Below are 14,398 nucleotides of genomic sequence, written 5' to 3'. Positions count from 1 at the left end.
AACTGTAACTTGTTTTATACGTTCGATCAGCATCTCTATTTATCCATCGTTACGAGAAAATACGAAATTTAGATCAATTTACGCCTTACGCTTATTCTAGCCAGACATAAGGGTCGAATTTAACTAATCTAAAAAAAGATAGTAAAAAGCGTTTGTCTGTGCAATTATCCAAATCGACACTACCGAAATTCCAACCTGATTTTCGTCCCGGAGTTGGGAGCTGACTTTTGGCAAGCAGCAGGATTGGGTTGGTTGGCACGTTTGTGCGGTCAGGAGTTAATCGTGGCAATCATGTTCGTCAGAGCACAGATGATCAGCAGAGGGGCGGGCCGTAATATTATCTCCGCGGCTTCTTATCGGCATCGCACCCGGATGAGAGACGAACAGACCGGAATCTCATTCAACTATCGTGGTGGCGACGATGATCTGGTCCATGAAGAGCTGGCTTTGCCGGAAGATGTTCCGGGTTGGTTACGGTTGGCGATAGATGGCAAGACCGCCGCGGGTGCGAGCGAAGTGTTGTGGAACGCCGTCGATGCATTTGAGACGCGGGTGGATGCACAGCTTGCTCGTGAGCTGATTATTGCGCTCCCAGAAGAACTGACGCGGGCGGAGAATATTGCCCTGGTGCAGGAGTTCGTCCGGGACAATCTGACTGTGAAGGGTATGATTGCTGACTGGGTCTATCACGACAAGGATGGTGATCCCCATATTCACCTGCTGACTGCGCTCAGACCCCTGACAGAAACGGGTTTCGGTCCCAAATATGTGCCGGTTCTCCGACCGGACGGGAAACCATTGCGTGAGGTAAAGTCGAACCGCCATAACGGGGATATTGTTTATACGTGTTGGGCTGGCGACAAAGAAACGATGAAGGCGTGGAAGGTTGCTTGGGCAGAGACGGCGAGCCGCTACTTGGCTCTGGCTGGCCATGATATTCGCCTTGATGGGCGCTCTTACGCTGAACAGGGTCTGGATGGAATTGCCCAGAAACATCTTGGGCCAGCAAAGACTGCAATGGCTCGCAAGGGCGTGGAGATGTATTTCGCGCCGGCCGAACTTGCGCGTCGGCAGGAAATGGCTGATCGACTGCTTGCTGACCCCGGACTTCTTCTCAAACGCCTCGGCATTGAGCGTTCGACCTTTGATGAGAAGGATATCGCCAAGACATTGCATCGTTATGTTGATGATCCGGGCGATTTTGCCAATATTCGCTCACGGCTGATGGCGTCTGAAGATCTAGTACTGTTGAAGCCGCAACAGGTGGATCAGCAAACCGGCAAGGCAAACGAGCCCGCAATTTTTACCACCCGCGAGATCCTGCGGATTGAATATGACATGGCGCAGTCAGCTGAGGTTTTGTCAAAGCGCAAGGGCTTTGGAATTGGTGCTGCGAAGATTGAAGCGGGCATCCAAAAATTCAAAACGGCGGATCCGGGCAAATCTTTTAAGCTTGATCTAGAGCAGATTGACGCCATTCGTCATCTTACTGGCGACAGTGCCATCTCCGCCGTGGTCGGGCTTGCGGGCGCTGGCAAGTCGACGCTTCTTGCCACTGCCCGTATTGCCTGGGAAAATGAGCGCAGGGATGTCTTCGGAGCAGCCTTATCCGGTAAAGCTGCGGAAGGATTGGAGGATAGCTCTGGCATAAAATCGCGAACCCTTGCCGCTTGGGAACTTGGCTGGGAGAATGGTCGTGATCTTCTCAAACGCGGAGACATCTTCGTAGTGGACGAAGCCGGCATGGTGTCTTCTGAGCAGATGGCACGCGTGTTGAAGGCGGTTGAGAATGCCGGTGCAAAAGCCGTTCTGGTCGGTGATGCGATGCAGCTTCAGCCGATCCAGGCCGGTGCAGCCTTCCGGGCAATAACGGAGCGGATTGGTTTCGCCGAGCTTGCCGGTGTCCGCCGCCAACGAGAAGCCTGGGCACGCGATGCCTCCAGGCTTTTTGCGCGGGGCAAGGTCGAAGAGGGGCTCGATGCCTATGCTCAAAAGGGGCACATAATCGAAGCCGAGCGACGCGCTGAGGTTATAGAACGTCTTGTTGCCGACTGGAGCGATGGGCGCCGAGAGGCGATCGCACAGTCGCGGACGGCAGGGAAAGATGGAAAGCTGCGCGGCGACGAGATGCTGGTGCTCGCTCATACCAATAAAGATGTAAGGCGCTTGAACAAATCCCTGCGCATCGTCATGCACAGGGAGGGTGCTCTGACAAACGCTCGTGAGTTTCGCACAGAGCGCGGCGTTCGAGAATTTGGCTGCGGCGACCGGGTCATCTTTCTAGAAAATGCCCGCTTTGTCGAAACGCGCGCAAAGCATCTTCGTCCGCAATATGTCAAAAACGGTATGCTCGGTACTGTCGTTTCCACCGGTGGCAAAGGTGGGCGTCCGCTGTTATCGATCCGTCTCGACACTGGCCGGGATGTGGTGCTCAGCGAGGACAGCTATCGCAATATCGATCATGGCTATGCTGTGACCATCCATAAATCGCAAGGCGTGACCGTTGGTCGGACATTTGTGCTTGCTACCGGCATGATGGATCAGCATCTGACCTATGTGTCCATGACCCGTCATCATGACCGCGCCGATCTTTATGCGGCGCGGGAGGATTTTGAGCCAAAAGCGGAATGGGGCGGGAAATCGCGGGTTGATCATGCAGCCGGTGTTGCCGGCGAACTGATTGCGACCGGTATGGCAAAGTTCCGGCCACAGGATAAGGATACGGATGAAAGTCCCTATGCTGATGTGAAGATAGATGACGAAACCGTGCATCGGCTCTGGGGCGTCAGTTTGCCCAAGGCGTTGGCTGACGGAGGTGTATCAAAAGGTGATACCGCACTTCTCCGAAAAGACGGCGTTGAAATCGTCAAGGTCAAAATCCCTGTCACAGACAAGGAGACCGGCCGGAAGAGTTTTGAGGAACGCGAAGTCGAGCGAAACGTCTGGACGGCAAAGCAGCTCGAAACTGCTATTATACGAAGTGAGCGGATCGAGCGCGAAAACCATAGGCCGGAATTGTTTGGGCAACTGGTTGAACGTCTTGGCCGTTCAGGCACAAAAACCACGACGCTCGATTTTGAGAATGAAGCTGGTTATCGGGCGCATGCGCATGACTTTGCCCGTCGGCGAGGTATCGACACGCTTGCCGGAGTTATGGCGAGCATAGAAGAGCGTGTCGGACAAAAGCTGGCGTGGCTTGATGACAAGCGCGGACAAGTGGCAAAGCTTTGGGAACGGGCCAGTGTGGCGCTCGATATCATGATCGAACGCAACAAAAGCGTTTCCTATAACGAACAACGTTCGCAGCAGCTTGCAGCACGACAACCTGAAACATCAGAGCAACGAGGCAACAACGGACCTCATCTTCTTCCCCCAATAACCCAGTTCGCCCGCAGCCTCGAAGAGGATGCCCGACGTGCGCAATTACATTCAGATCGCTGGAAGGAGCGGGAGGTCATTCTTCGACAAGTGTTGGGGAAGATATATCGAGATCCAGATGGTGCGCTGGCAAGGTTCAATGCACTTGCCTCCAACAGGCAAATAGAACCGCGAAGCCTTGCTGAGGATATTGCCGCTAAACCAGAACGTCTTGGCCCGATCCGGGGATCGGGTTCTCTGTTTGACGGTCGCGTCGCTCGGGATGAACGCAAGGCCGCGCTTGGCGCTCTTTCTGAACTTGTTCCGCTGTCGCGTGCGCATGCGACAGAATTCCGTCGTCAGGCGGAACGCTTTGGCAAGCGCGAAGAGCAACGTCGCGGCTATATGGCACTGTCGATCCCTGCACCCTCGCAGCAGGCAATGGCCCGCCTTATCGAAGTCGAAGCGGAGCGCAAGCGCGGTGTAACAGATGCCTATAAGACGGCCTTTTCCCATGCTGCGGGGGACCATCAGTTGGTCCAGCAAGTGAAGGCGATCAATGAGGCGTTGACCGCGCGCTTTGGCTGGTCGGCCTTTACCGACAAAGCTGATGCCGTGGCTGAACGCAATATCCTCGAGCGCATGCCGGAGAACCTCAATTCAGATCGGCGCGAGAAACTGACGCGTCTTTTTACCATTATACGCCGTTTTGCCGAGGAACAGCGTCTTGTCGAAACTAGGGACCGCGCGAAGGTCGTTGCAGTTGCCAGCATCGAGCCAAGCGCGAAAACAAATGCCGTGTTGCCGATGCTGACAGCTGTGACGGAGTTCAAAACGCCAATAGAAGATGTGGCAAAGGAGAGGGTGCTCACAGCCAATCACTACCAATACAATCGCGCAGTCCTTACTAAAACAGCATCCAACATCTGGCGTGATCCGGCAGGTGCCGTCGACAAAATTGAAGCCTTGATTATCAAAGGTTTTGCGGCTGAGCGCATCGCGGCGGCGGTTGCTAACGATCCCGCAGCCTATGGGGCATTGCGTGGTTCTGACCGCATCATGGATAAATTTCTGGCATCTGGGCGTGAACGAAAGGAAGCCCTTTTGGCTGTCCCGGACGCAGAAAGCCGTGTTCGGTCGTTGGGTGCATCTTACGCGACGGCGCTGAGCAACGAGACCAAAGCGATTACCGGGGAGCGCCAGCGCATGGGAATTGCCATTCCAGGTTTGTCACCTGCAGCCGAAGTGGTATTGCGTGAGCTCACAAAGACAATGAAGAAGAAAGGCACAGATCTCAAAGCGGAAGCCGGACTACTCGGGGCCAATATCATACAGGAATTCACCACTGTCAGCCGGGCGCTTGATCTGAGGTTTGGGCGTGATGCGATCCTGCGCGGCGAAACGACCGTTACCAACAGTGTGGCACCGACGCAACGCCGAGCATTCGAGACAATGCAGGAAAGCTTGAAGATCGTACAACAGACGGTTCGCATGCAGGCAAGCCAGCAAATCGTGGCCGAACGTCAGCGTCGTGCGCTCGAACGAGGGATAACGTATTAAGTTTGACGTCAATAGCTTTGCTGAGCGGATTGCATTGACGCCCGCAGTTCCCACGCTTGATCAACTTGAGGTGAGTTATATGGCGTAAAACAGGCTTGGTGCTTGGACTATTTTTCCAGACCGGCTTTCACGTAGTATCGATATCGCTTGTTATTCTGGTTGTAAAAGGCTCAATGATTTCCGTCGTGTTGCCAGTTTTGCGTGATGGCCGGAATTTTGCTGACTGCGTTTCGGTTTCAAAAGTGCCTGAAGCGCAAGCTCGGCAAGTATATCCTATGCAAAGATTGTGTAGCGATAGCCGACGGCCACGTGGTCATGATCTTTACTTTAAACAGACAGAGTGTGTGGCTGGCCGAATAGTGGCACTTCGTTGCCCCGCTTTAGAGCGAAAATCGCAGCATCCTTGTAGTGAATTAGCGCGCGCGATCCCCAACGTTTCTTTGTGATGATTTCTGTGGTGGGTTCTTTGGGCTACCCACCACACCATTTAGTCAAATTAAATTTTCTCCTCCAAAAGGAGGGCAGACGTTCGTGGTTTCGTGAAGCACACTGCTCAATCTTTCAATTGCCGGAGGAAAATCGGTGTCTTTTTCCCGCTCAGTTGCTGATGAAACAAATTTTTTCAAGAAACGTGTCTCCCCACTTTCGCTTGGTGCTGGAACCGGTCGAGCGATGGCTCATCACGGAGAAATACTTCAAGGGGTTTTTTCTGACGATGCGGGAAGCCTACACAGAGCGTTGATTACGTTGCCGTGTCCGGCGTTGGAATCCGTGGTTACGTTCTGGCCTGATGACGGAAATGAGATCCGCACGCGTCCAGCAGGCATGAGCAAAGCTGCCCGCGCGGCGCGCCTGACCTTGGACGCGTTGGGAAAACCGGAAAAGGCGGGATGTCTCACGATTGAAACGAACATACCGATCAGTCTAGGTTTTGGATCATCGACTGCGGACGTTGTCGCAGCAATAAGAGCGGTTTCAGTTGCTATGGGCGTTGAACTCCGACGCGCGCTTATATGTCGTTTGGCTGTGGCGGCTGAGACCGCTAGCGATTCTATCGTTTTTGGCGAGCATGCTGTTTTATTCGCCCACAGGGAAGGGCACGTCATGGAATTTTTCCCAGGCGAATATCCTCCCTTAATGGTTGTGGGTTTTATTTCGCCAGATGATCCACCCGTAGATACGTTAACGTTCACACCCGCCCGTTACGATCGATCCGAGATCGAGAGCTTCCGGGTGCTCCGTGGTCTTGCCCGCAAGGCGGTCCTTGATCAGGATGTCGGCTTGCTTGGCCGTGTCGCAACAGCAAGCGCCCGGATAAATCAACGACATCTCCCGAAAAGGCATTTTGATGATCTTCTCAAGATCGGGGAAAATAGCAACGCACTCGGCGTGCAAGTGGCCCACAGTGGAAATTTGATGGGCCTTCTGATGGATGCCAATGATCCGGAAGTTGATCTAAAGATTGGCGCAGCAGTGGAGGCGGCGGCCGAGCTGGGATTTGCAGGCTTTCATCAGTTCTCCGTCAACAACGACGTCGAGATTCTCGGGGCAGTGTCATGAATTCGGGGTCTTTTCTTCATGATTACGAAACACCCCAGATGATTGAGTTGAGGCCGAATTTCTATTTGGCTCAATTTCGTTTGATGAAACTGCTGCCGGCCCACTACATGCTGAATCGTGCAGAGGAAAATGGTTTTCTAAAGCCCGGCGGTCACATCGTTGAGACGAGTTCAGGAACGTTTGCATTGGCATTGGCGATGCTCTCTGCGATCCGTGGTTATCGCCTTACAATTGTTAGCGCGACAAGCCTCATGGATGGTTCATTCAAGGAACGGCTCGAGCAGCTTGGCGCCGTGGTGAGGATGGTTGACGATCCGAGCCGAACAGGCAATCAGGAAGGTCGTCTCGCTGAGTTACATCGCGTGCTTGGCGAGACACCGGACGCTTTCTGGCCCCAACAATACGACAACCCTGACAATCCGGCGGCCTATTCGCGTCTTGCGGAGGTCATTGTAGATCATCTGGGTCACGTTGATTGTCTGGTCGGGTGTGTCGGTTCCGGCGGATCGCTTTGCGGCGCGACCCACTATCTACGTCGGATTTACCCAGATATGCGCGCGGTAGCGGTTGATACGAACAATAGTGTTCTCTTCGGACAAGAAGCCGGGCCGCGTCTGTTGCGCGGACTTGGAAACAGTATCGTGCCCAAAAACCTCGATCACGGGTTAATCGACGAAGTGCATTGGGTGGGAGGCTTACAAGCCTTTGCTGCTACACGTGAACTTTATCGAACCCATGCAATCTTTGTCGGCCCTTCCGGCGGAGCTTCTGCGCTCGTTGGAAATTGGCATGCAAGTGGCGAGCCTAACAAAACCATAGTCGCCATTACGGCTGACGAAGGTTATCGATACCAGTCGACTGTTTTTTCCGATACCTGGTTGAATATTCAACCGGGATGGACATCCGTTGTAAAGCAGGAGCCGACGGAACTTACAGCAATTGCGTCGGCCAGCGAGCGCGATTGGACTTACATGAACTGGTCATTGCGCCAACTGCAAGGCTGACCGTTCCCTTTCATTTAGAAAGTAGTGGCTTAGCCAGCCGCACACCCGTACCGCCACCATTTTCAGGAATGAAAATGACGCCTGCTTTTTCAAGTGCTTTCTGAATTGTTAGGACGTTTGAAACGGTGCTTCGTAGCGTTCCCGCTGTTTCCATCCTTTTGATAGTCTGTACGGATAACCCGGTCGCAGCAGCGACGTCGTTTTGCGTTAGCCCCAACAAGGCACGAGCGGCTTTAATTTGTCCTGCGTCGATCATTTGTCACTTTTCGTATATTATGTGGTACTTTTAGTTTGATTTTGTGAGTCTAAAACGTTATACTTAACGTACATTGGGAGAGCTTTGCAGTCTAATGCAAAGCGCACACGACATTATCCTTTGTCGAAAGTAGCTGATATGCCAGATACGGAACTTGAGCAGCTCATTGCTGCTTACATTGACGCGCGTACCGTTTGGCTTGCCACGGCTGGCCCGGACGATGAGCTCATATCCGCGGGGGTTAAATTCGACGCTTTCGAACATGTGACCGATTCACTTATTCGACATCGCTGCATGACACTCGGGACCGTACGACTGAAGGTTTCATTTGTTCTCAAGACTCCTGATCTTTTCACGGCGATTAAAGATGATGGTGACGCTCGGTGCGCTCGCTTCCGATCTTTTCTCAATTCGCTAGTTGGGCCTGATGCGTGGCTAAAGTAGACAATTCCTATTGTTGATATTGTTATTTTTTCGGCAAATGCAAAGCGACCGAAAAAATGGACGACAATCGATAACGGTTACATTAGAGTGAACATAAGGCAGTGACGCGCTGCCTTGGGGCGTGCAAACCCCTCACGAAAGCTGGTGCCTGCTGCTATGGCACCGTACTCCTTGACCTTATGGTCGGGGAGCCTGTGGCTTATGCAACAGGCCTCCGGCTAAAGGCCACAGGGCCGTTTCGTGACGGTTTGCAACTCCCCGATCACCAAGGGGTCAATGAGCATTGAAGCGGGGGCGTACCGCGAATGCTTCAATTGGAAACCGTGGAAATGGCTTTTACCGAACACGAAGCCGCGCATGGCTTTACTTTCTATACCTACACCTATGGTGACGATCCGCGACACTGCGCGCGGCAGTTTTACGGATCACAAGATGAGGCACGTGAGGATCTCGTAGACTTCCGAACGTCATTGATAAAAGATCAGGATCGAGATCGACCGATACCAGACATGAAGATCGTTCAGCTTCGTACTCGACCCGTAACCCAAAAAACCTTGATTGATCTCTTCAACGGTATGCACGGCGATCTGGGCGGTTTTATCAAGTCTCGCGAGATTGTTGAGGTGGTCACCGAGCCGCAACTTGCATTTCGGGGGTAACATTGCCCGGAGAACACAATTCGGCGGCTGGTACTGATCGAATGGAAACTTGCGGCCAATTTGACACGGGATCGGAGCGCTTAAGGCCTCGGTCGGCGCTCTCGTTGCTGCTTTGAGCTAGTGGCTTTACTTAGGCTACAACACCTAACACAGGTTTGCCAAATGTGAGGCCATTCACCTTTTCCACGATTCCACGCGCGTCGATACCGAAGTGCCGATATAGGTCGCCAATCGTTCCCGTCTGCCCGAAATGCTCGACGCCAAGGGGAATTGTCTTATGACCGTTAACCGAACCGAGCCAGGACAAGGTCGCGGGATGTCCATCGATGACCGTAACGACTTTGCAGTGTGCTGGGACATCTTTCATGAGTGTTTCTATGTGGCTCTCAGCTTGCGTAAGACCACGGGCACGAGCACGTTGCGCAGCGGACCAGCCCGCATGAAGCCGGTCGGCAGATGTTATCGCCAACACACCAATATCGCGACGACTCTCACCGATGATGCCGGCAGCTTTGATAGCCTCGGGCGCGATCACACCCTGATAGGCGATGACCACCTCGCAATTTGGTCCTGGTTCCCGCAGCCAATAGGCACCGTCAATCGTGCCCTGTTTGAACCTATCGTCCAGACGCTTGACCGGTTGCTCGATGGGGTTGGTTGAAAGCCGTAAATAGACCGACCCACCGGTTTCATCTCTTAACCAAGTCCTCTCATCTGGGTCGCCGCTTCCGTCTCTCTGCATGTAGTCGAAAGCCCATGTCATGATAACCGCAAGTTCGTCTGCGAATGCAGGCTCAAAAGAGGCGAGCCCGTCCTGGGACATCCCAATCAATGGAGATCCAATCGATTGGTGGGCACCGCCCTCGGGCGCCAAAGTGACACCAGAGGGCGTTCCCACGATCATGAATCGTGCATCCTGATAGCAGGCATAGTTCAACGCATCGAGGCCGCGCGCAACGAATGGGTCATAGACCGTACCGATAGGCAACAAACGTTTGCCGAAAAGTGAGTGTGATAGGCCGGCTGCACCCAGCAGTAGGAAAAGGTTCATTTCCGCAATGCCCAATTCGATGTGCTGGCCAGCCGGTGTAAATTCCCATTTTGCGGTTGAAGGTATTTACTGATCAATGAAAGTGTCAGGACGCTTTTCGCGGGCAAACAGCTTTCGCCGGTTGACCCATGCCCCGAGATTGGTTGTTCCCGTCACGTCAGGTGACATAGTCACAATTCGCGCTGCAAGTTCTGAATCGGACTTCGATAGTTCATCCAGTATTTTTCCGAAGGCCGTCTGGGTCGAGATGTCTCCTTCGTTTCCTGCTGGGATAGCGGGAACCTCGATTTGAGCATCACGGTAACGACGCTGGCCGCTGGCAAAAAATGGCATGGTGTCTAGAAAATCCTGCAGCTTTTTTGGGTTTGCAACAGTTGCCCATTTATCCCATTCTTGCCCTTGTGAAATACCCATAAACGCTTGCCAATCGGCCATTTGGGCCTTGTTCATGAGGCCGCCATGATTGTCCTTGTGCCCGGCGATGGGCGTACCCCATCCCTTTATTGTGTAGGCGAGAAAGCAGACCGGTCGGTCGTGATCGATCGCGGCGAATGTATCTGCCATGGTGCTCACGCAATTGCCGCCAAGATTTTCCATCAGTTCGGCAAGTTCAACATCGTTGCGCCGCTCGATTAGCGCAGTGACATTGCCCTGATCGCCGAGATCGTTCATGAGATGTTTGCGCCAAACGGCGCCGCCCATGAAGGTGAGCGCGGAATAAAGCTGATTTGGACAGTTATCGATCCATTCGCGAAGGCGTTCGCCGCCCGGTTCGTCAAAAGCTGCGCGTTGCAGCACACCATACTTAATCTTGACCACATCCCAGCCAAAGGCGCTGAAAATGCCTTCGATCCGCCGGAACAAACCTTCACGGACGATACCGTCTAGCGATTGTCGATTATAATCAATAATCCACCAGGTGTTGCGTAAGTCGTGTTTCCAACCTTCCTGCAGGCATTCATAAAGATTGCCTTCATCCAATTCGGCATCCCCAGCCAGCGCGATCATACGGCCAAGAACGAGGTCCGTGCTCCAGCTCTTTGCAGCGATATAGTCTTGTATCATCGAGGCGAAAGATGTGATCGCGACACCTAGCCCCACCGATCCGGTCGAGAAATCAACATCATCGATATCTTTGGTGCGACTGGGATAGCTTTGTACTCCGCGGAAACCGCGAAAGTTCTCCATGTTCTGTCGTGTTTGGTTGCCCATGAGGTACTGAATTGCGTGAAAGATTGGTGACGCATGTGGTTTAACCGCAACGCGGTCTTGCGGGCGCAACGCAGAAAAATAAAGTGCGGTCATGATCGATACTAGAGAAGCTGACGACGCCTGATGTCCTCCCACCTTAATTCCATCCTCCTTTGGGCGGATGTGGTTTGCGTGATGGATCATCCAATGTGATAGCCACAGCAGCCGTTGTTCGATCGTCTTGAGATGTTGGTGCTTCATATTAGCTCTCTCATTGCGGTCACATGCCATTGGCTCGCGGAATTCGAGCCGCGCGTAAGTGAGTTGGGAAAGTGATTGAGTACTTAGTGACGCCGTGACATTTGGTTTCTGTCACGGCGGGTTTCTCACGAGGGCCGACGGACGAGCCAAACCCTGACGTTCTTGAGTAGAGGTACAACCAGGATAGTCAGCGTGAATAGGATCAGGCAGATACTGATCGGGCTTTCGATGAAAATTGACGGGCTGCCTTCGCCAAGAATAAGACTCTGTCGCAGATTTTCCTCAAGAAGCGATCCAAGCAGGAATGCCAGCAGGAGAGGCGCCATATCGAAGCCAGCCCGACGTAATCCATAGGCTACAAATCCACATCCGATTACGACGCCGACGTCGAACATGCTATTGCTCAGGCTGAACGCCCCTATCACGCAAAACAAGACGATAAGGGGAGCCAGGACTGTCTGAGGAACTTTTAGCAAAAGGACAAAAATGCGGATCAGAGGGACGTTGAGAACGACGAGCATGGCGTTTCCGATCAACATGCTGGCCACGATACCCCAGAAAAGTTGCGGATGCTCGGAGATAATCTGCGGCCCGGGAACGACATTTTGCATCAGGAGCGCTCCCATGATGATGCCGATTACTGCATTGGCAGGAATGCCGAGACATAGCATAGGAATGAAGCTCGCCTGTGCAGCAGCATTGTTGGCACTTTCTGGCCCAGCGACGCCTTCTATCGCCCCTTTGCCAAACCGCTCAGGTGAGCGGGAAAGTTTTTTCTCCATGAGGTAACTTGCAAATCCGGCGACGAGCGCACCGCCACCGGGCAGCAGGCCTAGGAAAAAACCGAGAACTGTGCCGCGCGCGATTGGTCCGCCTGAGGCTTTCCAGTCGTCACGATTCGGCAGAAGGTCGCGTATTCGATAAGAGGGCATTTTAGTTGTTTCGTGCGCTTCTTTACGCTGGATGAGCATCAAAACCTCGCTCATTCCAAACAGGCCCATGGCCAGTATGGCGATATTGAAACCGTCGCGCAGGTAGCTGATTTCAAAGGTGAACCGCTCTTGTCCAGAAATTAGATCGACGCCGACAGTTGAAAGAAGGAGACCCAGCGCCACCATCGTCCACGCACGGATACGCGGTCCCTCACCAACGCTTGCGGCAAGCACGAGACCCAACAGGACAATTGCTGACTTCTCGACCGGCCCGAATGCGAGGGCAACTGTTGTGAAGGCTGGACCAACGATTGCGATTGCCAGTGTTGCGGAAATTCCTGCAATAAAACTCCCAAATGCACTGATGCCTAGCGCAGCACCGGCTCGGCCTTGTTTGGCCATCGGATAGCCGTCAAAGCACGTCATCACGCTTGAGGCCTCTCCGGGAACCCGCATTAGGACGGAGGTTATAGAACCACCATATTGCGATCCGTAATAGATACCAGCAAGCAGGATAATTGCGCTTGTTTGGTCGAGTGCCATGGTAATGGGCAATAACAAGCTAACCGTTGCCGATGGACCCAGACCAGGAAGAACGCCTACGGCCGTACCCAATGCTGCGCCCAAAAAAGCCACGGCGATATTGGTTGGCTCGAGCGCAATGCCGAGGCCCATGATGAGTTGGGAAAGAGAATCCAGCATCACAGTCTCCAGACGCCATGTGGTAGGGGAACGGAGAGAAGGATTTCAAAAAGAAGCCAGGTTGCTATAGCCACGACGGCTGCAAAAAATCCGGATATTTGCCACCTTATCCGTTCAATGAACAGCAAAACCCCTGCGAGGAATAAAAACGCGGCCGCTACAAAGCCGAGAAATTCCAGGAAGATGCAAAAAAGAGCGAGTGATACGCAATAGGCGAGGACACGGTGTATCTCGATTGGATCTTCATTGGATGAAATTTGCATGGTGCAAAGAAAACTGGTGATGATCAGCAGTAGTGAGGCCAGAAAGGGAAAAAGCCCTGCTCCTGGCTCACCGTTTTCCCAAAGACGCATGCTTAGGCCGCTCGCTGCAGCACCAAGGCCGATTGTGGAAAGCGTGTAAGGAACGAAACGAGACAGGTTCATAGGTGGACCCCCATCGCTTCGATCTGATGTCCTATACTGGTATATCCTTCTTTGACCATGTGGGTGAATTCTTCGCTTTTTTTGGAACATCGCATAGCCATTAATCAGTTTTAAAAAATCGGCGTACATTGGACTTGCGACCATTTCCCCAATCGCGCCTTCCCACCAGGAGACGATTTCGGAAGGTAGACCTACGGGACCGAAGAGGCCGTATGATGCGGGGATTGCAATGGGATAGCCCCGTTCTGCAAAACTGACGATACCGTCCGGGCTTGCTTTTGGGTTTGGGCTGGTTTCGGCTAATAGTCGCACTGATCCGGCTGCCAGATGAGGTCCGAAATCCGACGAAACGACCATGTCGATGTGCCCCCCAAGAAGTGCAGTTACAGCATCGGCTCCTCCTCGAAAGGGAACGAATGTCGCTGTCGCTTTCTCCTGGCGAAACGCTGCGTCGGTCGCAATATGCGCAAGTCCTCGCGGCGCCGCAGTCGCCCATTTCAACTTTTTTGGATTTTTGCGGCAAAAATCCAGCAATTGGTCCCAGGTTTCGAACGGACTGTTTCTACGGACGAAACACGGAACGGAAATGCCCGCATAGCTTGCAATAAAGGTAAAGTCACTTGTCGTGTCGTATGGTACCTTTTGCAGATGAGGTGCGACTAGCACTGGACTGGCCGAGTACAACGACAGGATTGAGCCGTCGGATGTTCCCCTGCGCACTTGGTCGGTTGCGATTGTTCCTCCCGCGCCGGGACGGAAATCCGGCATGGCAATGAGACCACGATTTTGTTTAACGTAGTTTGTCACGACACGAGACGCGATATCGCCCGCACCACCTGCTGCAAAACCGACGATCAGCATTGGATTATTAGCGGGGTAAGCTTTCGAAGCTGACCATGCCAAATGTGGGCCTGATCCAATAAATAAGGCCGTCATGGCCAGAAATTCCCGTCGTCTCATGTTCGTTCCCTTTCAATTTTAATTGTTGGGCGACTT

General features: G+C 53.0%; 7 protein-coding genes and 1 pseudogene. 4 read left to right on the top strand and 4 right to left on the bottom strand.

Going from position 1 to position 14,398, the window contains the following annotated elements; translation table 11 throughout:
• Window positions 1-282 precede the first annotated feature (282 nt).
• From traA to QLQ11_RS05715, 3 genes are all read left to right on the top strand, one after another.
• The gene (traA, locus tag QLQ11_RS05725; RefSeq protein ID WP_283736113.1) at window positions 283-4,917 is read left to right on the top strand and encodes a Ti-type conjugative transfer relaxase TraA; all 4,635 of its coding nucleotides are present in this window, start codon (window positions 283-285) and stop codon (window positions 4,915-4,917) included.
• 582 nt (window positions 4,918-5,499) lie between these two features.
• The gene (locus QLQ11_RS05720; RefSeq protein WP_283736046.1) at window positions 5,500-6,477 is read left to right on the top strand and encodes a kinase; all 978 of its coding nucleotides are present in this window, start codon (window positions 5,500-5,502) and stop codon (window positions 6,475-6,477) included.
• Window positions 6,474-7,481 (top strand): cysteine synthase family protein, encoded by a 1,008-nt coding sequence (locus QLQ11_RS05715; RefSeq protein ID WP_283736047.1) that lies wholly within the window; start codon window positions 6,474-6,476, stop codon window positions 7,479-7,481. Before QLQ11_RS05720 ends, QLQ11_RS05715 begins: the two co-directional genes overlap by 4 nt.
• A gap of 10 nt (window positions 7,482-7,491) precedes the next feature.
• Here QLQ11_RS05715 and QLQ11_RS05710 read toward each other — a convergent pair whose 3' ends face one another.
• Window positions 7,492-7,737 (bottom strand): helix-turn-helix transcriptional regulator, encoded by a 246-nt coding sequence (locus tag QLQ11_RS05710; protein WP_283736048.1) that lies wholly within the window; start codon window positions 7,735-7,737, stop codon window positions 7,492-7,494.
• Window positions 7,738-8,510: 773 nt separating this feature from the next.
• Here QLQ11_RS05710 and QLQ11_RS05705 point away from each other — a divergent pair.
• On the top strand, window positions 8,511-8,840 hold the full coding sequence (locus tag QLQ11_RS05705) for a hypothetical protein (protein WP_283736049.1): 330 nt from the start codon (window positions 8,511-8,513) through the stop codon (window positions 8,838-8,840).
• 130 nt (window positions 8,841-8,970) lie between these two features.
• Here the strand turns inward: QLQ11_RS05705 and QLQ11_RS05700 are convergent.
• From QLQ11_RS05700 to QLQ11_RS05690, 3 genes and pseudogenes are all read right to left on the bottom strand, one after another.
• Window positions 8,971-11,343: pseudogene (locus QLQ11_RS05700) on the bottom strand (transketolase).
• A gap of 125 nt (window positions 11,344-11,468) precedes the next feature.
• Complete coding sequence (locus QLQ11_RS05695; RefSeq protein WP_283736050.1) at window positions 11,469-12,977, bottom strand: tripartite tricarboxylate transporter permease; 1,509 nt, start codon at window positions 12,975-12,977, stop codon at window positions 11,469-11,471.
• Entirely contained in the window at window positions 12,977-14,362 is a 1,386-nt protein-coding gene (locus tag QLQ11_RS05690; RefSeq protein ID WP_371835939.1) for a tripartite tricarboxylate transporter substrate-binding protein, read from the bottom strand. Before QLQ11_RS05690 ends, QLQ11_RS05695 begins: the two co-directional genes overlap by 1 nt.
• Between the last annotated feature and the right edge of the window lie 36 nt (window positions 14,363-14,398).

The organism is Ochrobactrum sp. SSR (assembly GCF_030067775.1).
Classification (GTDB): domain Bacteria; phylum Pseudomonadota; class Alphaproteobacteria; order Rhizobiales; family Rhizobiaceae; genus Brucella; species Brucella teleogrylli.
This window is presented reverse-complemented; position numbering and strand designations above follow the sequence as displayed.